At 45.4% G+C, this 20,522-nt stretch carries 20 protein-coding genes; 18 read left to right on the top strand and 2 right to left on the bottom strand.

Features of this window, described 5'->3' with window-relative positions:
- Positions 1-19 precede the first annotated feature (19 nt).
- From flhF to ppnP, 16 genes are all read left to right on the top strand, one after another.
- Positions 20-1,429: a flagellar biosynthesis protein FlhF gene (flhF, locus tag D1814_RS02725; protein ID WP_118489984.1), complete on the top strand. Its 1,410-nt coding sequence runs from the start codon at positions 20-22 to the stop codon at positions 1,427-1,429.
- Positions 1,430-1,434: 5 nt separating this feature from the next.
- The gene (locus D1814_RS02720) at positions 1,435-2,301 is read left to right on the top strand and encodes a MinD/ParA family protein (RefSeq protein WP_118489983.1); all 867 of its coding nucleotides are present in this window, start codon (positions 1,435-1,437) and stop codon (positions 2,299-2,301) included.
- A complete protein-coding gene (locus D1814_RS02715; protein WP_118489982.1) occupies positions 2,298-3,029 on the top strand; it encodes an RNA polymerase sigma factor FliA in 732 nt (243 codons plus the stop codon). Before D1814_RS02720 ends, D1814_RS02715 begins: the two co-directional genes overlap by 4 nt.
- A gap of 36 nt (positions 3,030-3,065) precedes the next feature.
- A complete protein-coding gene (cheY, locus tag D1814_RS02710) occupies positions 3,066-3,449 on the top strand; it encodes a chemotaxis response regulator CheY (RefSeq protein ID WP_025254383.1) in 384 nt (127 codons plus the stop codon).
- A gap of 34 nt (positions 3,450-3,483) precedes the next feature.
- Positions 3,484-4,239, top strand: coding sequence for a protein phosphatase CheZ (locus tag D1814_RS02705; RefSeq protein ID WP_118489981.1), 756 nt, complete (start codon positions 3,484-3,486; stop codon positions 4,237-4,239).
- A gap of 12 nt (positions 4,240-4,251) precedes the next feature.
- Positions 4,252-6,486, top strand: a complete 2,235-nt coding sequence (locus D1814_RS02700) for a chemotaxis protein CheA (RefSeq protein ID WP_118489980.1) — start codon at positions 4,252-4,254, stop codon at positions 6,484-6,486.
- Between the two features lie 28 nt (positions 6,487-6,514).
- Positions 6,515-7,645 (top strand): protein-glutamate methylesterase/protein-glutamine glutaminase, encoded by a 1,131-nt coding sequence (locus tag D1814_RS02695; RefSeq protein ID WP_118489979.1) that lies wholly within the window; start codon positions 6,515-6,517, stop codon positions 7,643-7,645.
- A 28-nt stretch (positions 7,646-7,673) separates the two neighbouring features.
- Positions 7,674-8,438 (top strand): ParA family protein, encoded by a 765-nt coding sequence (locus D1814_RS02690; protein WP_118489978.1) that lies wholly within the window; start codon positions 7,674-7,676, stop codon positions 8,436-8,438.
- Positions 8,439-8,445: 7 nt separating this feature from the next.
- A complete protein-coding gene (locus D1814_RS02685) occupies positions 8,446-9,252 on the top strand; it encodes a chemotaxis protein CheW (protein WP_118489977.1) in 807 nt (268 codons plus the stop codon).
- Between the two features lie 17 nt (positions 9,253-9,269).
- Entirely contained in the window at positions 9,270-9,761 is a 492-nt protein-coding gene (locus D1814_RS02680) for a chemotaxis protein CheW (RefSeq protein ID WP_118489976.1), read from the top strand.
- A 61-nt stretch (positions 9,762-9,822) separates the two neighbouring features.
- Complete coding sequence (locus D1814_RS02675) at positions 9,823-10,257, top strand: DUF2802 domain-containing protein (RefSeq protein WP_118489975.1); 435 nt, start codon at positions 9,823-9,825, stop codon at positions 10,255-10,257.
- A 122-nt stretch (positions 10,258-10,379) separates the two neighbouring features.
- The gene (gene metA / locus D1814_RS02670) at positions 10,380-11,318 is read left to right on the top strand and encodes a homoserine O-acetyltransferase MetA (RefSeq protein WP_118489974.1); all 939 of its coding nucleotides are present in this window, start codon (positions 10,380-10,382) and stop codon (positions 11,316-11,318) included.
- Between the two features lie 3 nt (positions 11,319-11,321).
- Entirely contained in the window at positions 11,322-12,389 is a 1,068-nt protein-coding gene (locus tag D1814_RS02665) for a homocysteine S-methyltransferase family protein (RefSeq protein WP_118489973.1), read from the top strand.
- Between the two features lie 9 nt (positions 12,390-12,398).
- The gene (gene metH / locus D1814_RS02660; RefSeq protein ID WP_118489972.1) at positions 12,399-15,023 is read left to right on the top strand and encodes a methionine synthase; all 2,625 of its coding nucleotides are present in this window, start codon (positions 12,399-12,401) and stop codon (positions 15,021-15,023) included.
- Positions 15,024-15,046: 23 nt separating this feature from the next.
- Positions 15,047-15,637 (top strand): DUF938 domain-containing protein, encoded by a 591-nt coding sequence (locus D1814_RS02655; RefSeq protein ID WP_118489971.1) that lies wholly within the window; start codon positions 15,047-15,049, stop codon positions 15,635-15,637.
- A gap of 79 nt (positions 15,638-15,716) precedes the next feature.
- Positions 15,717-16,001, top strand: a complete 285-nt coding sequence (gene ppnP, locus D1814_RS02650) for a pyrimidine/purine nucleoside phosphorylase (RefSeq protein ID WP_118489970.1) — start codon at positions 15,717-15,719, stop codon at positions 15,999-16,001.
- A gap of 104 nt (positions 16,002-16,105) precedes the next feature.
- On the opposite strand, the gene D1814_RS02645 is transcribed toward ppnP, so the two are convergent.
- Both D1814_RS02645 and D1814_RS02640 read right to left on the bottom strand, forming a co-directional pair.
- Positions 16,106-16,948, bottom strand: coding sequence for a LysR family transcriptional regulator (locus D1814_RS02645; protein WP_232369009.1), 843 nt, complete (start codon positions 16,946-16,948; stop codon positions 16,106-16,108).
- A gap of 68 nt (positions 16,949-17,016) precedes the next feature.
- On the bottom strand, positions 17,017-17,985 hold the full coding sequence (locus D1814_RS02640; RefSeq protein WP_118489968.1) for a hydrogen peroxide-inducible genes activator: 969 nt from the start codon (positions 17,983-17,985) through the stop codon (positions 17,017-17,019).
- A 159-nt stretch (positions 17,986-18,144) separates the two neighbouring features.
- Between D1814_RS02640 and D1814_RS02635 the strand changes: the two genes are divergently transcribed.
- Both D1814_RS02635 and D1814_RS02630 read left to right on the top strand, forming a co-directional pair.
- On the top strand, positions 18,145-18,798 hold the full coding sequence (locus D1814_RS02635) for a carbonic anhydrase (protein ID WP_118489967.1): 654 nt from the start codon (positions 18,145-18,147) through the stop codon (positions 18,796-18,798).
- Between the two features lie 11 nt (positions 18,799-18,809).
- Positions 18,810-20,444, top strand: a complete 1,635-nt coding sequence (locus D1814_RS02630; RefSeq protein ID WP_118489966.1) for a SulP family inorganic anion transporter — start codon at positions 18,810-18,812, stop codon at positions 20,442-20,444.
- Positions 20,445-20,522 lie beyond the last annotated feature (78 nt).

Here is a 20,522-nt window from a genome sequence, read left to right as displayed (position 1 = left end):
GGTGATTGGAGAGGTTGCAATGAAAATTAGACGTTTCTTCGGCAAAGATATGCGTGAGGCGCTAAGCCAAGTTAAAGCTGAGTTGGGCAGCGATGCGGTGATCATGTCGAATCGCAAAGTCGCTGACGGCATCGAGCTTGTAGCAGCCTACGACAAAGAGCCTGAAGCTAAGCTTTTCACGCCTAAGGCGGCACCGCAAGCTGCGGCAAAAACGCCTGGCCAAAAGTCTGTGCCTAGCTTAAGTGAAATTATTGGTGACGACGGTCCTGACAGCTTAAGAGCGTTGCTGGAAAAGCAGCATGGTGGAAACGCAGAAGCCAGCAGTTCTGCCCAACCAACACAGCCTATGTCAGCGAACGCTAAGCACGCCAACGAAATTGCATCTCACTTAGATTTTTCAGAAGCGTTTATCGACGACCTTGGCACACAATCGCCAGCTCAAGATGTTGTCGAGCAAGAGACTTTTCCTGAGCACCAGGCGTCAAGTATGGGTGAAACACCAGTATCTCAGTCTGCTGAACTGGCTCAAATCAAAGAAGAGTTAGCTTCACTTCGCGACGTATTACAGTATCAAGTTGCGGATTTGATGGAAGCGAAGAATAAGCGTCAAAAACCTGTTCATCAATACTTGGTCACGCGATTAACCGATATGGGTTTAAGTAGTGCACTTGCAACACAGCTTATTAGCTACACACCGGCTCATTACAACGAACGTGACGCATGGGTATATCTTCTTAACCTATTGGCTAATCGCATAAATGTGACCGGAAACGATATACTTAGTTCACAAGGTGCCGTTGCGCTAGTTGGGCCTACTGGTACAGGTAAAACAACCACTGTTGCAAAGTTGGCCGCCCGCTACGCGCAGAAATACGGTGCAGAATCGGTGGCTATGATAACCATTGATACGTATAGAATTGCAGCCTATGAGCAGCTCGCGACATACGGAAAAATTATTGGCTGTACTGTGCGAAAAGCGCAAACTAGTGAAGAACTTGCAGATTTATTGTTTCAACTTCGTCATAAGCGACTAATATTGATTGATACAGCAGGTTTTAGTCAGCGTGATAGTCGATTAATTAAGCAAATTAAGCAGTTCGACAGTGGCCAAATGCCAAAAGTTAAAAAATATTTGGTTGCGCAAGCCAATACGCAATATCCGGCTTTGCAGAGAATCATTCAAGCGTATGACGATATTGAACTAAGTGGCTGTATTTTCACAAAGTTAGATGAGTGCTACTCTTTAGGAGAGGTACTTAGTGCAGCGGTTGAATACCAACTACCGGTTAGTTATGTCACCGATGGTCAAAAAGTGCCTGAAGACATTAAGATTGCAGAAGCGAAATCTTTGGTTTCCGCTGCTGCAAAGCTTTATAAAAAGTACGGTTTGAATCATACTAGTGGTAACAACGCAATTAAAACAGCATAAGCAGTATGATTGACGATCAAGCGAGTAGCTTAAGAAAAATGAAGCAATCACGGTTAATCAAAGTAATCGCCGTCACTGGTGGTAAAGGTGGCGTAGGTAAAACAAACATTACACTTAACACTGCTATCGCCATGGCGAAGCAGGGCAAGCGTGTAATGGTTCTTGACGCGGACCTTGGTCTTGCAAACGTAGATGTGATGTTAGGCCTACGAGTTGAGAAAAACCTATCTCACGTACTCTCTGGTGAGTGCACGTTGGACGAGGTTTTAGTAACCGGCCCTCACGGTATTAAGATTGCTCCTGCCACGTCTGGTACCCAGTCAATGGCAGAACTTTCACCCACACAGCACGCTGGCTTGATAAGAGCGTTTAGCGAGCTGCGTTCTCAAATAGACGTATTAATTGTCGACACCGCGGCTGGCATCTCAGATATGGTATTAAGCTTTTCTAAAGCATCCCAGGATATCATGGTGGTGGTTTGCGATGAGCCAACATCGTTAACTGATGCTTATGCGCTGATAAAAATCCTTAACCGTGAACACGGTGTTTTTCGCTTTAAAGTTGTGGCCAATATGGTTCGCGATGTGCGAGAAGGACAGGAATTATTTAGCAAATTAAGTAAAGTGACGGGGCGTTTTCTCGATGTTGCACTAGAATTAGTGGCAACGGTGCCATTTGACGAGAATATTCGCAAAGCGGTGCGTAAGCAAACTGCGATTGTTGATGCTTTTCCTGGCTCTCCTGCAGCCGTAGCGATAACTAAGTTAGCAAACAGGGCGCTTACTTGGCCTATTCCAGCTCAGCCCGGTGGCCACTTAGAATTTTTCATTGAACAATTAGTTGCAGAAAAAGCCGTAGGAAGTCAACGTTGAACAGCAAGGCAGCCGCTTATCAACAGCAAACAGATAAATCGCAATTAGTCGAAAGACATGCGCCTCTGGTTAAGCGTATTGCGCACCATTTGATGGCGCGCCTGCCTGCGAGTGTTCTTGTTGATGACCTTATTCAATCAGGCATGATTGGTTTGCTAGAGGCCGCTAGAAACTTTGATGGGTCAAAAGGCGCCAGCTTTGAAACCTTTGCAGGTATCCGCATTCGCGGTGCCATGCTGGACGAAATACGCAAAGGTGATTGGACGCCACGTTCTGTTCACCGAAATGGTCGCGCGATAACTGAAGCGATATCCCAGGTGGAAAGTGAAACTGGGCGCGACGCACGAGATTCCGATATTGCTGACAAGCTCAATGTGAGCTTGCAGGATTATCACCAGATGCTCAATGAAGTAAATGCTGGAAAGTTGGTGGGCATTGAAGATTTAGGTGTGTCGGAAGATGTGATCACTACTGAGCAAAGTCGAGGCAGTGATGCACCGTTAGAAGATTTAATGCAGGGCGCATTTCAAAAAGCGCTGGCCCATGCAATAACGACATTACCGGAGCGAGAAGCAATTGTTCTTTCACTTTACTATGATGAAGAACTAAACTTAAGAGAAATAGGCGAGGTTCTTGACGTAAGTGAGTCGAGAGTCAGTCAAATTCATAGTCAAGCCATGTTAAAACTCAAATCACGAATGAAATCGTGGCAAGCTGACGAAGAATAGAAATTAATAACAATTAACCCCTCAGTGGAGGCTATTTTGGACAAAAGCATGAAAATTCTCGTGGTCGATGACTTTTCAACCATGAGACGAATCATCAAAAACCTGCTTAAAGATTTGGGTTTTGCCAATATCCAGGAAGCGGATGACGGAAGCACCGCATTACCTATGTTACAACAAGGCGATTTCGACTTCGTTGTTACTGATTGGAACATGCCTGGTATGCAGGGCATAGATCTGCTCCGCGCGATTAGAGCCGATGACAAACTTAAGCATCTGCCAGTGCTTATGGTGACCGCCGAAGCGAAGAAGGAACAGATTGTAGCCGCTGCCCAAGCGGGTGTGAATGGCTACGTTGTTAAACCCTTCACCGCCGCAACGCTCAAAGAAAAACTAGATAAAATATTCGAACGTTTAGGTTGATCCAGACGCTCACCAGATAAATGAGGTTTACTGGATGTCAACGAATGTAAACGTTCCAATATCGTTAGAAGAAGCAAAGCAACTTGTCACTTTTCTTGAAGAAGGTGACAAAGCTTCAGCTAACGCACTACTTGAAGCTGTCTCAATGAAAGAAAACGTTGAGTTATTCGCTGAAGTAGGAAAGCTAACGCGTCAACTCCACGACGCTTTAAACAACTTTCAAATAGACGACCGCATCAAAAATTTGGCGACAGATGATATCCCTGATGCTCAGTCCCGCCTTACCTACGTAATTGAAGAAACCGAAAAAGCTGCTAATACTACTATGGATGCCGTTGAGGCAAGCATGCCCATCGCTGAATTGCTCGCAGAGCGAATCGAAAAGGTTATGCCAGAGTGGAAAAAGCTGATGAACCGCCAGATTGAGTTGGGTGAGTTTAAGGTTTTATGTGCAGACTTAGACGAATTGTTGGAAGACGGTTCGAATCAGTCAGCTAAACTTACACAGTTACTTACTGAAGTTTTGATGGCACAAGGTTATCAAGACTTAACTGGACAGGTGATTCGTCGCGTTATCGACTTGGTTAAAGAAGTCGAAGAAAGCCTTGTAAACATGCTTACTATGTTTGGCGAACGTGACGGTGCAGAACAAACTAAACCATCCAGCGTTAAGGCCGATAAGGTTGATGGTGTAGAGGCAGAAGGCCCAATTATTGATGCTGAAAAACGAGATGACGTCGTTTCAGGTCAAGATGATGTGGATGATCTTCTGTCTAGCTTAGGTTTTTAGGGGAGCGGGTGCATGTCGTTTGATGTTGACGAGGAAATATTACAGGACTTTCTAGTTGAAGCTGGAGAGATACTTGAACAATTACAAGAACAGCTCGTTGATCTTGAGAACAATCCTGAAGACGCGGATTTGCTTAACGCAATCTTTCGCGGCTATCACACAGTAAAAGGGGGAGCGGGCTTCCTTTCTCTTACTGAGTTAGTGGAGATTTGTCATGGTGCTGAAAACGTCTTTGACGTCATGCGCAACGGCCAACGAACGCTAACGCCTGAGTTAATGGATATCATTTTGCAAGCCACTGATGTGGTAGTTGAAATGTTTGAACGAGTGAAAGCTCAGGAGCCTTTAGAGCCTGCAGATGCACAACTCGTCGATGTGTTACACAAACTCAGCCGCCCAGAATCTCCAGATGAAAACATTTTTGATAATGCAAGCGCGGCTGAGCCCGAGGTCGTTGCAGAAGAGCCAGAATTAGTTATAGACGAACCAGTGCCTGCGCCATCGGATACCACTGAAAATAGCGGCGGTATAGAAGAAATCACTGAAGATGAGTTTGAGGCTCTCCTTGACGAGCTTCACGGAGGTGGTGCACCAGGGAAGTCGGCGTCAGCTAAAGCAGAGCCTGCACAAACGACAGCACCAGCGGCGAGCACAGACAGTGATGATATTACTGATGAAGAGTTCGAAGCGCTGTTAGATGACCTGCACGGAAAAGGTCAGTTTGGTGGGGACGAAAAAAGCGCTCCAGAAGCAGCATCAGCAGCTGCCCCGGCAAATAGTGCAGGTGACGAAGAAATCACCGACGATGAATTTGAAGCGCTGCTTGATCAGCTTCACGGCTCCGGTCAAGGGCCAACTAAACAAGACTCTGCTCCATCGGCACCTGAACCTAATGTAGACAAAGCGGCTACCGAAGCAGTTCAAAAAGCAAAGCAAGCAGCGTCAAGCGCTGCAGCTGCGCCTAAGGCGAAGCCTGCACCTAGTGCAACGAGTCCAGCAAAAGCGAGCAAAGCAGCTGCGCCAAAAGCGCCTGCCAAGAAAGATGATAAAAAAGGGGCACCTGCTCCACCACCTGCTGAGACCACAGTACGTGTAGATACTAAGCGTTTAGATCAAATTATGAATATGGTCGGCGAACTCGTACTCGTTAGAAACAGACTGATAAGTTTGGGAATCAACAGCAATGACGAGAGTATGTCAAAGGCCATTGCTAACCTAGATGTAGTGACGGGTGACTTGCAAGGTGCGGTAATGAAAACCCGCATGCAGCCTATTAAGAAAGTGTTTGGCCGATTTCCTCGTGTTGTACGTGACCTAGCTAGAAGCTTAAAGAAAGAAATTACCTTAGAGCTTGTAGGTGAAGAGACAGATTTAGATAAAAACTTGGTTGAAGCATTGGCCGACCCGCTAGTGCATTTGGTGAGAAACTCTGTCGACCACGGAATAGAAATGCCGGACGACCGTGCAGCGGCAGGTAAGCCTCGCATGGGTACGGTTCAGCTTTCAGCATCTCAAGAAGGCGATCATATTCTTCTTACCATCGAAGACGACGGTAAGGGTATGGATGCCGAGAAGCTAAAAGAAATTGCCATTAGCCGTGGCGTATTGGACGCAGACGCAGCAGCTCGCATGTCTGATGTTGAAGCGTTTAACCTTATTTTTGCACCAGGCTTTTCTACTAAAACCGAAATTAGCGATATTTCTGGTCGTGGTGTGGGCATGGATGTGGTTAAAACTAAGATTAACCAGCTCAACGGTACCATCAATATAGATTCGCAGTTAGGAAAAGGTACACGTTTAGATATCAAGGTACCGTTAACGCTTGCGATCCTACCCACACTAATGATTGTTGTAGGAAAACAGACCTTTGCGTTACCATTAGGTGCGGTGAACGAAATAATAAACATGGACATCAAGAAGACCAATACGGTGGATGGCCAGCTAACAATGATAGTTCGTTCAAAAGCAATCCCATTGTTCTTCCTTGGCGAATGGCTAATCCGAGGCCCTAAAAACATTAACAAAGAAAAGGGGCATGTTGTTGTGGTACAAATTGGTACGCAGCAAGTTGGATTTGTCGTAGACGCGCTGATAGGCCAGGAAGAAGTTGTTATTAAACCACTTGATGCATTGTTGCAGGGTACGCCTGGTATGGCGGGCGCAACAATTACTTCAGACGGTGGAATTGCCCTAATTTTAGATGTTCCGAGCCTGCTCAAACGGTACGCGCGTAAACCTATCAAGTAAGGCGATGAATTAACAGGAATGATAATCCATGGTCTTTAAAGTCCTAGTCGTGGACGACTCGACTTTTTATCGCCGTCGAGTAAGAGAAATTCTCGAAGGGGATAGAGAACTCGAGGTTATAGGTGAAGCAAGAAACGGACGTGATGCATTAGACAAAGCGGAAGCTCTTAAGCCTGATGTAATAACAATGGACGTTGAAATGCCTGTTATGGACGGTATTTCGGCCGTTAAGGCTATTATGGATAAACGTCCGACGCCGATTTTAATGTTTTCATCATTAACACATCATGGCGCGCAGGCAACGCTAGATGCGTTGGAAGCTGGCGCGCTCGATTTTTTACCCAAGAAATTCGAAGACATAGCCAAAGATAGAAAAGATGCGTCGCGATTACTTTGCACTAAAGTCAGGTTGATCGCGCGAAGAGGTCTGGGCGTGAAGCGCCCATCTCTTCGCACAGCAGAGACGAGAAAACTTCCTGACAACGCGCCCAAACAAGCTTTTTTCAAAACATCGGGTTTGCTTTCTGGTCATAGAGGCGCCGACAAGCAGCCTACCGTTTCCTCAGTGAGAGCAACGGGTAAACAGTACAGATGTTTAGCTATTGGGGCGTCCACAGGTGGACCGGTTGCACTTCAAAAAGTGCTTTCTCCATTACCTGCAGATTTTCCTTACCCTATTTTACTCGTGCAGCATATGCCCGGGACTTTCACTACTGCATTTGCACAGCGTTTAGATACTAACTGTAAAATTAAAGTGAAAGAAGCAGAGCATGGCGATATTTTAGCACCTGGGCACGCTTATCTTGCCCCTGGAGGAAAGCAAATGTTGCTTGAATCTATCGGTAGCAAAAAGCGAATTTCCATCGTTGATGCAAGCCAGTCTGATAAGGTGAATTATAAGCCAAGTGTAGACCTGACCTTTAGCTCGCTGGCTAAAGTCTATGGGGGCGACGTGCTTGGTATCATCTTAACGGGTATGGGGGCAGATGGTAGAGAGGGTTGTCGAATACTCAAGGATAAGGGCGCGACTATTTGGGCGCAAGACCAAGACTCCTGTGTGGTTTACGGTATGCCTCAAGCTGTCGCTGTGGCTAATATATCGAGTAAAAACATTAATATTGATGATATAAGCAGTTGCGTTCAAACCGAAATGCGATAGCAGTTTGAACAGTAATGGAACAGTAATTATGAAAGTGTGGACTGTGGCAAATCAAAAAGGCGGGGTAGGTAAAACTACTACAACCGTAAGCCTTGGCGGCTTGCTCGCTCAAAAGGGCAAGCGAGTGCTTATGATAGATACCGATCCCCACGCATCGCTTAGTTACTATTTTGGTATTGATGCAGAAGCGACAAGCCATTCTGTTTACGACATTTTTATTAAGTCTAACGAGATTACTGCCGATAATGTAATGGACTGTCTCAGTCCTACAAAGCTCGACAATCTATATGTGCTACCCGCTACCATGGCATTAGCGACGTTAGACAGAACCATGGGAAGCGAGCAGGGGATGGGCTTAGTGCTAAAAAAAGCACTTGCTAAAATAGCCAGTGAGTTCGACTTTGCTATCATCGACTGCCCCCCTGTTTTGGGAGTGCTAATGGTTAATGCCCTAGCGGCATGTGATAAGGTTATTGTTCCGACTCAGACAGAATATTTGGCGCTTAAAGGCTTAGATAGAATGATACGCACTATGGAAATAATGGGGCGTTCATTAGATAAGTCTTTTGATACCCTAATTATTCCTACTATGTTCGATAAACGAACAAACGCCGCACTAGCGTCGAGAAAGCGTTTAATGAGTGATTACGGTGAACGTGTATGGGAAGGTGTCATCCCGGTGGATACTCATTTTAGGGATGCGAGTCTGGTACAGCTTCCTATCTCTGCTGCGTATCCTAAGACAAGAGGTGTAAATGCCTACGATAAACTGTTAGCCGTATTGGAGAAATAACAAGACCATGAGCAAGCAATCGCCATTTGCCCGTGAAGAAGTAATGGAGGCATACCTAGACAGTCTTCTGAAAGAGCCTGAAACTCCTGAAGATGTCACTGCGCGTACGGCAAAATTGCTTGAGCAGGCCTCTCAGCGAATGGCTGAGTCAACGCTCGTCTCAACGGATAGCGATAGTGAAGCGCATGTCAATAAGGAAGAAGCGTTAGCACAAGAGGTTTCTTCGCTAATTGAAAGTCGAAATTCACAGACGATTGATAGCGAAAAGCAGCATTCATCGGTTGATGTACCTGTTAAGACTGAAGAAGAAAGTGAGGTAAGTGCTCCTAAGAGTTTAAAAATTCCACTAAAGGATACTCTCGGTTTCCGCTTTCAGGCGCTATTCTTTGAGGTTGCAGGGCTTACACTAGCGGTTCCCTTAACTTCGCTAGGGGGCATCCACCAAATTGAAAAAATAGGCCCTTTATTTGGAAAACCTGACTGGTTTATGGGTGTAATGTTGCACAGAGAGTCTAAACTAAGTGTTGTTGACTCTGCAAAATGGGTAATGCCAGAAAAATACGATGAAAACCTCGCACAATCGCTCAACTACCGATATCTTATAATGTTAGGAGAGAGTGCGTGGGGACTAGCAAGCGAAAAGCTTGTAAACACGGTCAATTTGACTACCGATGACGTAAAATGGCGCGAGTCCACAGGTAAACGTCCCTGGTTAGCAGGGATGGTTAAAGAAAAAATGTGTGCGTTAATTGACGTTGAAGAATTAATATCTATGCTTAACAAAGGCTTAGGCAGTAACGACCAGACGCCATAGTATTGGGAGCCAGGTTCATGAGCGACGAAAGAATGAATAATAACGCTAGCGACAGTAACGATGAAGTCCTTCAATGGGTGACGTATCGCTTAGGTGAAGAAACTTACGGTATTAACGTAATGCAAGTACAAGAAGTGCTGCGTTATACCGAAATAGCCCCTGTACCCGGTGCGCCCGATTATGTGCTTGGTATTATCAACTTGCGTGGTAACGTGGTAACCGTCATTGATACCCGTGCGCGTTTTGGGCTTCCACCAACGGAAATCACAGACAACACTCGTATAGTGATTATTGAGTCTGACGAACAGGTTGTCGGTATCTTAGTGGATAGCGTCGCCGAAGTGGTGTACTTAAAATCTTCAGAAATCGACAGCGCACCTAACGTTGGTACTGAAGAAAGTGCTAAATTTATCCAAGGCGTTAGCAATCGTGATGGCGAACTGCTTATTCTTGTTGATTTAAATAAATTGCTAAGCGACGAAGAGTGGGATGAGCTTAGCAGTATCTAAATAAAATGAATAGGCGGTAAGTATTGTCGATGCCGCCTAGATTTCCCCAAGGGTTACGTCCATGGATTGGCAGCTTGCTGCACCTACCTTAATTGAACTTATTTTGTGCGGTTTTATCATTGTGCTTGCTGTTGCGGTAAGTATCCTCTATTCGCACGTTAAGCAGTTACGTACAGCTTTAAGCGATAGTGATAAAAATAGTACCTCTGCTATTGCGCGAATTGAGGCGCTCGCAAAAAATGCAAATAATCAACAAACCGAGGCGCAAGCACGCACTCTGGTCATTACTCGCCATCTTCAAGAGCTAGATGAAAAGCAAGCCGATATAGAAAATCAGCTTCGTGAACTCAAGCTGCAAGACCCTTCACTACGTCTATATCAGCGCGCTGCAGACTTAGTTAAGCAAGGCGCTAGCATTGAGGAAATAATCGAGGCCTGTGACATTCCCCGCGCCGAAGCCGAGATGTTAATGATGGTGCATAAACAAAACTGCTAGTTGTTTGGTATTCATAAGCACGCCTTAAAAAGAAAACGTTTAGACGTCTAGACGTAAAGATGTTGACATATTGCCAGTAATAGACACAATACAGGTATTGTAATTTATCACTGGAGTCCTCTATGCCAATTCGTATTCCTGAGCAGTTACCCGCACAGAATGTACTACTAGGTGAAAATATTTTCACCATGGACATGGATAGGGCTGCCAATCAGGATATTCGTCCCCTTGAAGTCGGCATTCTCAATTTGATGCCGAACAAGATAGAAACAGAAGTCCAATTACTTCGCCTGTTGTCGAATACGCCGTTACAAATAAACGTAGACTTGATTCGAATTGATAATCAAGCGCCAAAAAATACCCCTCAGTCGCATATGGATGCCTTTTATCACGACTTTTCAGCGGTAGCCAATAAGAAATACGACGGCCTTATTGTTACTGGCGCGCCCCTTGCGCTGATTGATTATGAAGAAGTGAAGTATTGGGAAACCATGACCACAATATTGGAATGGGCACAGCGTCACGTTAATTCTACTCTGTATTTATGTTGGGCTGCTCATGCCGCTATGTATCACTTTTATGGTATTACTCGAGAACTTAGAGACGAAAAATTTTCAGGTGTCTTTAAACATAAAGTGAACGATCCTAATAACGAACTATTAAGAGGCTTTGACCCAACGTTCTATGCGCCACATTCTCGTTATGGACATATCGATACCTCTCTCTATAACAGTGTTGATGGTATAAATGTGGTAGCAGAATCTGAGGATGTAGGCGCTTATATTGTGGCGTCAGAAGATAAGCGTATGGTATTTGTAACAGGGCATCCAGAATACGACCCTGATACGCTTAAAGACGAGTACTTACGCGACGTCGCCGCGGGTCAAACCCCAGCAGTACCCAAAAATTATTTTGAAGGGGATGATCCAGCCAAGTCTCCTATTGTACAGTGGCGCTCACACGGCAGCCTCTTGTTTACTAACTGGCTGAATTATTATGTCTACCAGACCACGCCTTTCGATTTAAGTCAGCTTGCTGAAAAGCCACAGCCAAAGAGGTAGCACGTGAGCCAAAAAACAAATTCAAACGCGCAGGCAACGCTTACAGAAGCCGCAAAACAGCGCATTCTTATATTAGACGGTGCAATGGGAACCATGATCCAGCGCCACAAATTGGAAGAAGAAGATTATCGCGGAACACAGTTTGCCGACTGGCACTGCGACGTAAAGGGTAACAACGATTTATTGGTGCTTACCCAGCCAGACATTATTTACCAGATTCATTGTGATTACTTTGAAGCTGGCGCGGATATTATAGAAACGAATACCTTCAACGCGACTACTATCGCTATGGCCGATTATGATATGCAGGCACAATCTCGCGATATCAATGTGGCTGCGGCTAAGTTAGCGCGCAAAGCGGCTGACCTGTACACTGCAAAAACACCTGATAAACCTCGCTTCGTGGCCGGTGTGTTAGGTCCCACAAACCGCACGGCGTCTATTTCACCTGATGTTAACGACCCAGGTAAGCGCAATGTCACGTTCGACGAATTAGTGGAAGCGTATAGCGAATCTACCGAAGCTCTCATTGAAGGCGGTGCTGACTTAATCATGCTTGAAACTATTTTCGATACGTTAAACGCCAAAGCGGCAGCATTCGCCGTAGAGTCGGTATTTGAAAAACTAGGTATGTCTTTACCCGTGATGATATCAGGTACTATCACTGATGCTTCAGGGCGTACGCTCTCTGGGCAAACCGCGGAAGCATTTTACTACTCAATGCGACATATTAGCCCGTTTTCCTTCGGCTTAAACTGCGCACTGGGGCCAGACCTATTGCGTCAATACGTAGATGAAGTTGCTAATGTGAGTGAGTGCTTCATATCCGCACACCCTAATGCAGGTTTGCCTAACGAATTTGGTGAATACGATATGGAAGGGCCTGAAATGGCCGAACACATCAAAGAATGGGCGCAATCCGGGCTTGTAAATGTTGTTGGTGGCTGTTGCGGTAGTACCCCAGAGCACATTCGCGATATTGCCAATGCGGTTGAAGGTATTGCGCCGCGTAAGGTACCTGTATTTGAACCTAAAATGCGTTTGTCAGGCCTAGAGCCGTTTGTACACTAGGAGGGCATAATGAGCGCAGAATTTTCTACATTTATTAATATCGGTGAGCGCACCAACGTTACAGGCTCTGCTCGCTTTAAACGTCTTATTCTTGAAGGTGATTATGAAACCGCACTTGATGTCGCAAGACAGCAGGTAGAAAACGGTGCTCAAATCATTGATATCAATATGGACGAGGCCATGCTTGATTCAAAGCAGGCCATGATCACCTTTTTAAACCTGATTGCCTCTGAGCCCGATATTAGCCGTGTACCCATCATGATCGACTCGTCTAAATGGGAAATTATCGAAGCCGGGCTAAAATGCGTGCAGGGTAAAGCCATCGTTAACTCTATTAGCTTAAAAGAAGGGGAAGAACTCTTCTTAAACCAAGCCAAGCTAATAAAGCGCTATGGTGCTGCAACCGTAGTTATGGCGTTTGACGAGACTGGCCAGGCCGATACACAAGCCCGCAAAGTTGAGATTTGTCAGCGCAGCTATAAGCTGCTGACAGAAGAAATCGGCTTTCCACCTGAAGATATTATTTTTGACCCCAATATTTTTGCAGTAGCGACGGGTATTGAAGAGCACGATAACTACGCGGTTGATTTTATCGAAGCTACCCGCGAGATACGTAAAACCTGTCCGTACTCCCATATTTCTGGTGGCCTTTCTAACATTTCTTTCTCGTTCAGGGGCAACAACCCAGTACGCGAAGCTATGCACTCTGTATTTCTGTACCACGCTATTCGCGCTGGTATGGATATGGCTATTGTTAATGCCGGTCAGCTAGAGGTATATGACGAAATTCCCGCTGAACTTCGAGATGCGGTTGAAGACGTGATTCTAAATCGCAGAAGTGATGCCACAGAGCGCTTGCTTGATATTGCCCCTAATTATCAAGGTGATGGTAAGGCCGCCGCGAAAGAAGACTTAAGCTGGCGCGAGCAAGAAGTGAATAAGCGTTTAGAGCATGCGCTTGTTAAAGGCATCACCGATTACATTATTGAAGATACCGAAGAAGCGCGTCAGCAAGCTGAGCGTCCGCTACACGTTATCGAAGGGCCATTAATGGATGGCATGAACGTAGTAGGGGATTTATTCGGTGAAGGTAAGATGTTCCTTCCGCAAGTAGTAAAGTCGGCCCGCGTTATGAAAAAAGCGGTTGCCCATTTACAGCCTTATATTGAAGAAGAAAAGTCGGACGACGCTAAAAGCAACGGTAAAATTCTTCTAGCTACGGTAAAAGGTGACGTTCACGATATTGGTAAAAATATTGTAGGCGTGGTGCTTCAGTGTAATAACTTTGAAGTGATTGACCTTGGCGTGATGGTGCCGGCCGCAACAATTCTACAGACAGCTAAAGATGAAAATGTAGATATGATTGGCCTTTCTGGTCTTATAACCCCTTCGCTAGACGAGATGGTACACGTTGCTAAAGAAATGGAGCGTCAGGGCTTTGATATCCCCTTACTTATTGGCGGTGCAACCACATCAAAGGCGCACACAGCGGTAAAAATCGAACAAAATTACCATGCGCCTGTGGCTTACGTTCCAAACGCAAGTAGAGCCGTTGGCGTATGTCAGCGTCTTTTAAATAAAGCGTCTCGCGATATTTACGCACAAGAACTGGCCAAAGAATACGATACGGTACGTGAACAGCACGCCCGTAAAAAGCCGCGTAGCAAGCCAGTGACATTAGTTAAGGCTAGAGAAAACGCCTTTAAGCCAGACTTTACGACTTTGCCTGTAAAACCTGCGAATTTAGGTGTTACACCGGTAACAGCCGATTTAGCTACGTTACGTAACTACATTGACTGGACACCTTTCTTCTTAACTTGGTCTTTAGCAGGAAAGTACCCGCGTATACTTAAAGATGAAGTAGTAGGTGAGCAGGCCCAGTCATTATTTAATGATGCCAACGCCATGTTGGATAAAATTATTGAAGATAACAGTCTTAAGGCAAAAGGCGTTATTGGTTTGTTCCCCGCTAACCGCGTTAATGACGATGTTGAGATTTATACCGATGAATCTAGAAGTGAGGTTCAAGGCGTTGCTCATCATCTGCGTCAGCAAACGCTAAAAGACAAATTTGCCAACTATTGTCTGGCAGACTTTGTTGCTGAGAAATCGAGTGGCATAAGCGACTATGTAGGTGCTTTCGCAGTTACAGGTGGTATAGGTGAAGACGAGCTTGCTGATAGTTATATTCAAGCTGGCGACGACTACAACGGCATAATGGTCAAAGCAGTGGCAGACAGATTAGCCGAAGCGTTTGCGGAATATCTGCACGAGCAAGTGCGCAAGCATTACTGGGGTTACGCCGCTGACGAATCACTAAGCAATGAAGAGCTGATTCGTGAAAAATACCAAGGCATTCGTCCAGCTCCGGGCTACGCTGCGTGTCCAGAGCATACTGAAAAACAGCTTATTTGGGATTTATTGTCAGCAGAGCAGCACACAGGTATGAAGCTTACCGAAAGCTATGCGATGTGGCCGGGCGCATCGGTATCCGGATGGTATTTTGCTCACCCTGACTCGAAATATTTTGCCGTTGCTAAAATTCAAGCCGACCAGGTAGAAGATTACGCTACACGTAAAGGCTGGACCTTAGAAGAAGCCGAGAAGTGGCTGGGTCCTAACTTAAGTGATTAATGCTGACGAGGCAGGGAAAGTGTATGCAAATAGATAAGCCTTTTAGTCAGGCCTGTGAGAACAACAAGCGCGCTATTTTAGGCGTGCTTGAGCAAGCTTTTGCGAACTGCCGACAAGTATTAGAGATAGGAAGCGGCACGGGGCAACACGCTGTATTTTTGGCTGAACACTTACCCCATCTTATTTGGCACACAAGCGATCAACCACACTATCACGAAGGCATTGCCGCGTGGCTGAGTGATTCAAATACGGGGAATGTGAAACCTCCCATAGCATTTACCGTTGGGCAAGATGACTTTCCCAGTCTCGACGTAGACGGCATTTTTACGGCAAATACTGCACATATTATGCAGAAAGAAGAGGCAAAGCTACTAATGGCATCGGTCGCGTTGCACTTACCCAAAGGGGGCATATTCTGTCAGTATGGCCCTTTTACACACAGCGGCAAATTTACTTCTGAAAGTAACCAAGCCTTCCACGCTTCGCTGCTAGAGCGAGGCTATGGAGGCTACCGCGATATCAATGAGCTTACCGCTTGGGCAGGCGAGTTAAGCTTGCGAGACATAATCGACATGCCCGCCAATAACCATATGCTTATTTGGCAAAAACGCTAAAGAAGTATCAAGGCTGCAGCACTTTGCTTTAAAAACAGTTAAAGCAAAGAAAGTCAGCACTCACATCAAAGGAGTAACTATGAGCTTTAAAGTAAACCATTATTTCGACAACAAAGTGAGCTCAATTGGGTTTGAATCTGCAAACGGCCCTTGTACCTCGGGCGTAATGTCGCCGGGTGAATACACATTTTCTACCTCTCAAAAAGAGCTGATGAAAGTGGTTGAAGGTGAGCTAGTGGTAAAGCTACCGGGAAGTGGCGAATGGCAATCTTTCGCCACAGGTACCAGTTTTAATGTGCCTGCCGATGCATCTTTTGACGTAAAAGTGTCTACGCCTACTGCTTATCTTTGCTTTTACAGCTAGACGCTAGCGCTTAAATAGCTACGCAACCTTGCCATTCGCATTGATATTGCGTAGCTTTTTAATTACCTAACCTACCTCTAATAATGCACGAAGTGCGAAATAACCTACTTATTACCCAATGAGAGGGTTTGGGACATCGTGATAAAGTCATCTACAAACCCCAACACGTCAGTAGCTTTTCGATGGCCCAAATAAAGAGTTTTAGTCACGCCCGCTTCACCCATAGATTTCGTGCATAGCAATTCGCTTTCCTTTGCTTCTTTAACAAGCCACTTAGGCAAAGCAGTAACACCGCGTCCCGCAGCAACCATTTGCAAAATAATTTCGGTGGTTTCAATGGTTTTGTGCTGTTTGACCGTGCAGTTAGCGGGCGTAAGAAAATGCGTGAATATGTCTAGGCGACTATGCTCCACAGGATAAGTAATAAGGGTTTCATTACTTAAGTCCCGTGGGGTTATAAAGGGTCTCTCTGCTAAGTGATGGTGTTTATCCATAACTAGTACTTGCTCGTATTCAAATACGGGGGTGTAGGTAATGGTGTCTAAGTGCAGAGGGTCGGGCGTAAGCAAAATGTCTATATCATACCCGTGAAGCGCCTGTAACCCGCCAAACGAAAATGCACGGCGTACGTCAACATCAACATCGGGAAAGGCTTTTAAAAAAGGTGCTACCACTTTTAACAACCATTCGAAGCATGGGTAGCATTCCATCCCAATACGCAATATGCCTTGTTTTCCGTCGGCAAACTTTTGTAGCTGGGCTTCGGTGTGTTCAAATTGTGGTAAGACTCTGTGGGCAAGACCTAAAACACTTTGTCCTGCTTGGGTGAGCGTTAGCCTTCTCCCTTCTTTTTTCCAAAGCGGCACGTCAAAATGCGCTTCCAACTTTTTCATTGCGTGACTTAACGCTGATTGTGTAAGAAAAAGCGATTTTGCTGCTTCCGTCATAGTACCTTCAGCATCAATTGCTCGTACTATTTTTAAATGTTGTCTATCAATCATAGTGGCCACTTAACTCAACGTTTCTGATAAGAACTGGGTGTAGAATTAACTATAGTGACTGCATCAGTAAGACGAGATTCTATGATTTCTTTTATGATTATAGAGATCTCTCTGAAGGTCTTTCTACCTGGCGCCGTGTTTCTCCAAGCCAGAGAGTGCTGACGTTCTATGGGCATATCTGCTATTTCACACACGTGCAAAGCTTCAGGTTTGTGTAGCTCAGAGTGAATATAAAGGCCTGGTAGAAAGGCTACGCCCATACCCATGACTACCATCTGGCGCAGCGTATCAAGGCTAGTACCCTCGTAATCACGCTGTAAATCGGCTCCAATTTCATCGCAAATACGTTGTACTTGATGATGAAAATGATGTCGATCCTCTAGCGTTAATACTTTTTCACCACTTATTTCTTCAGGCTTAACATAAGCTTTCCCCGATAACTTGTGATCTGAAGGCGTAACGAACTTCAATGGCTCTTTGAAAAGTGGCTGAGTAATCAACTGTGAGTTTTCGCCCGAAAGTGGCGATAAAATTAAGTCATACTCGCCCCGTAAAAGACCATGCTGTAGAGCATTAGGGGCGCCTTCACGTACGTAAAAACGCAAGCCAGGTTTGCGTTTGTGTAAATCGGGCAAAACAAAGGGGAGTAAATAGGGCCCCAACGTGGGAGGAATACCCAATCTAAATGTCACCATTTCCCCTTGGGATAAGTCACGAGCAATTTCACCGAACCTTTGAGACGCTTGTAAGACTTCTTCAGCCGCATCTAGCAGCGCTTTTCCTTGCGGTGATAAAAGCGTGCCGGTGCGTGAGCGCTCAAATAAAGTTAAGCCTAAAAGGTTTTCCAGTGCACTAATTTGACTGGTCAGAGTAGGCTGACTAATTCCTAGTATTCCCGCAGCCTGTCTGAAGCTCAAGTACTTAGCGACTGCTACAAAATAGCGGATTTGGTTTATTGACGGGGTCTTTCCGTTAAATTGCATGGTGGAATTAGCCTTCTCTTACTAGACTTATAGTTGATGATGTTTTGGTTGTGATAGTATTTAGCTATCGCGAGTTAGTATATTAAACTATTAATCTATCAGGTGAAACTGGCGTAATTACATAATCATTACAATTATTAAAAAAATTGGGAGTTATATATGGATCACGTTATCTCTGGTGTTGCTAAATTTCAGAAAGAAGTCTATCCGAATAAGAAAGCTACGTTCCAAAAACTAGCAACCGGCCAAAACCCAGAAGTGCTTTTCATTACGTGTTCAGACTCACGTATCGACCCTAACTTGGTAACTCAGACTGACCCAGGTGAGCTTTTTATCTGCCGTAATGCGGGCAATATCGTTCCTCCTCACAGTAATCAAACCGGTGGCATGACGGCATCTATTGAATTTGCTGTAGCCGCGTTGGGTGTTTCTCATATTGTTATCTGTGGCCACACTGACTGTGGCGCAATGAAGGGAGCTATCAACCCAGAAGGTTTGAGTTCACTACCACATGTTAAAGAATGGCTAGGTCACTGTCGTGTTGCTACTGACGTAGTTAAAGAGCGCTGCGGTCATTCAGAATTGTCGCTAGAAGATTTAGAAGCGGTAACAAAAGAAAACGTAGTACAACAAATTCAGCACCTTCGCACCCACCCTTCTGTGGCAGCAAAAATTGCGACAGGTCAGGTTAAGCTACACGGTTGGGTTTATAACATCGGTGAAGGTGATGTGCTTTGCTACAACGCCGAAAACGGTGAGTTTGAAGCTATGGACCAAAGCGCTGCAGAAGCCCAGCTTTCGCGCGGCGAATAAGGTCAGACACTATGGTTAAATTTAATCTTTCTAACTTACGAGGCGATTTTACCGGCGGTCTAACGGCCGGTATCGTTGCTTTACCCCTGGCGCTTGCACTTGGTGTAGCATCAGGTCTTGGGCCGATGGCCGGTCTGTACGGTGCTATCGCCGTTGGCTTTTTTGCTGCGCTGTTTGGTGGAACGCCGGCGCAAATTTCAGGTCCTACAGGACCAATGGTGGTTGTACTTGCCGGCTTATTCGCAAGCCTTTCTGGCGACGTTAGCCTTATATTCACAGCAGTGATATTGGCGGGTATATTCCAAATTGTATTTGGTGTGCTTGGCGTAGGTCAGTACATACGATTAGTGCCTTATCCGGTAATTTCGGGCTTCATGTCGGGCATTGGTGCGATTATTATTATCCTTCAATTAGGAAGACTGTTGGGTCATGAGCCTCCAGGTGGAACAATTGGTGCACTGTCTTATCTTCCTACAGCCCTTGCTGACATTGACTTTGCTACACTTGCACTAGGTTTAGGTACATTAGTAATTGCATACAAATGGCCTCCTCAATTAGGCAAGTATGTCCCAGGCGCACTTGCTGCGCTAATTATTGGTACGCTGGTAAGTTTAGCGCTTTCAGTACCAATTCTTGGCGACATCCCTACTGGTTTACCAAGCCTTCACCTACCAGTCTTCGACCAAAGTAAAGCACTGCTAATTCTTGAAGCCGCGTTTATTCTTGCCGTATTGGGCGCTATCGATAGCCTATTAACGTCACTAGTTGCTGATAACATGACTCGTACTCGCCACGACAGTAATAAAGAGCTAATTGGTCAAGGTATCGGTAACACATTTGCTGGTCTTATTGGCGGTATCGCAGGAGCTGGCGCAACCATGCGTACGGTTGTAAACATCCGTAGCGGTGGTAAATACAACATTTCTGGTATGGTTCACGCGTTAGTGCTTCTAGCCATCGTGTTAGGTCTTAGCCCATTAGCGGCGCAAATTCCTCACGCAGTACTTGCTGGTATTCTGGTTAAGGTTGGATTGGACATTATCGACTGGAGCTACCTGAAACGCGCACATAAAGGACCACGTTGGGACTTTGGCCTAATGATTATGGTGCTTGCTCTAACGGTGTTTGTAGACTTAATTACAGCGGTTGGTGTGGGCGTGGTATTTGCTGCACTTGCATACGTTAAGCAGATTGCACAACTTCAAATTGAGGAGCTTAAGAAGATCCCTGAATCGCTAAATGATCCTAAAGAGAATGACCTATTAGAGTCGCTTAAAGATAAAGTGTCAATCTTTAGCTTTGGCGGTCCACTTAGCTTTGGCGCGGCAGCTGATTTGGGGCATCACGTGCGTGAGCGAGTGAAACCGGGTTCTAAAGTAACTATCTTAGACTTCTCTCGAGTACCTTTGATGGATGTATCGGCGGCTATGGCAGTTGATACAGTAACATCAGACGCACTTGCTGCTGGTCGACAGCTTGTAATTTGTGGCGCTAATGCCGAAGTTAACAAGGTACTTGAGGGCGTAAACGAAGCGCACCCAGGTATACCTAACTTCGAAACTCTTCACGACGCTTTACTTTATGCAAAAAAGCAAGTAGTCGGGACTGAAAGCAACACGAGCTTTCAAGCCGCAACGCAATCGTAATAAGAGTTTGACGTAAACAAAACCTTTCCCTTTTTTAGCCCTCCTCTGGAGGGCTTTTTTATACCCATAGCTTAATTT

Origin of the sequence: Alteromonas sp. BL110 (assembly GCF_003443615.1) — a bacterium.
Taxonomy (GTDB): domain Bacteria; phylum Pseudomonadota; class Gammaproteobacteria; order Enterobacterales; family Alteromonadaceae; genus Alteromonas.
This window is presented reverse-complemented; position numbering and strand designations above follow the sequence as displayed.

What these genes read in the sequence shown, in the direction of transcription:
- D1814_RS02720 (WP_118489983.1), top strand. Translation starts at nt 1,435, where the DNA reads ATGATTGACGATCAAGCGAGTAGCTTAAGAAAAATGAAGCAATCACGG.
- metH (WP_118489972.1), top strand. Translation starts at nt 12,399, where the DNA reads ATGAGCGCAGAATTTTCTACATTTATTAATATCGGTGAGCGCACCAAC.
- D1814_RS02685 (WP_118489977.1), top strand. Translation starts at nt 8,446, where the DNA reads ATGAGCAAGCAATCGCCATTTGCCCGTGAAGAAGTAATGGAGGCATAC.
- D1814_RS02655 (WP_118489971.1), top strand. Translation starts at nt 15,047, where the DNA reads ATGCAAATAGATAAGCCTTTTAGTCAGGCCTGTGAGAACAACAAGCGC.
- D1814_RS02675 (WP_118489975.1), top strand. Translation starts at nt 9,823, where the DNA reads ATGGATTGGCAGCTTGCTGCACCTACCTTAATTGAACTTATTTTGTGC.
- D1814_RS02705 (WP_118489981.1), top strand. Translation starts at nt 3,484, where the DNA reads ATGTCAACGAATGTAAACGTTCCAATATCGTTAGAAGAAGCAAAGCAA.
- D1814_RS02695 (WP_118489979.1), top strand. Translation starts at nt 6,515, where the DNA reads ATGGTCTTTAAAGTCCTAGTCGTGGACGACTCGACTTTTTATCGCCGT.
- D1814_RS02690 (WP_118489978.1), top strand. Translation starts at nt 7,674, where the DNA reads ATGAAAGTGTGGACTGTGGCAAATCAAAAAGGCGGGGTAGGTAAAACT.
- D1814_RS02640 (WP_118489968.1), bottom strand. Translation starts at nt 17,985, where the DNA reads ATGCAATTTAACGGAAAGACCCCGTCAATAAACCAAATCCGCTATTTT.
- D1814_RS02630 (WP_118489966.1), top strand. Translation starts at nt 18,810, where the DNA reads ATGGTTAAATTTAATCTTTCTAACTTACGAGGCGATTTTACCGGCGGT.
- ppnP (WP_118489970.1), top strand. Translation starts at nt 15,717, where the DNA reads ATGAGCTTTAAAGTAAACCATTATTTCGACAACAAAGTGAGCTCAATT.
- D1814_RS02645 (WP_232369009.1), bottom strand. Translation starts at nt 16,948, where the DNA reads ATGACGGAAGCAGCAAAATCGCTTTTTCTTACACAATCAGCGTTAAGT.
- D1814_RS02680 (WP_118489976.1), top strand. Translation starts at nt 9,270, where the DNA reads ATGAGCGACGAAAGAATGAATAATAACGCTAGCGACAGTAACGATGAA.
- flhF (WP_118489984.1), top strand. Translation starts at nt 20, where the DNA reads ATGAAAATTAGACGTTTCTTCGGCAAAGATATGCGTGAGGCGCTAAGC.
- metA (WP_118489974.1), top strand. Translation starts at nt 10,380, where the DNA reads ATGCCAATTCGTATTCCTGAGCAGTTACCCGCACAGAATGTACTACTA.
- D1814_RS02635 (WP_118489967.1), top strand. Translation starts at nt 18,145, where the DNA reads ATGGATCACGTTATCTCTGGTGTTGCTAAATTTCAGAAAGAAGTCTAT.
- D1814_RS02700 (WP_118489980.1), top strand. Translation starts at nt 4,252, where the DNA reads ATGTCGTTTGATGTTGACGAGGAAATATTACAGGACTTTCTAGTTGAA.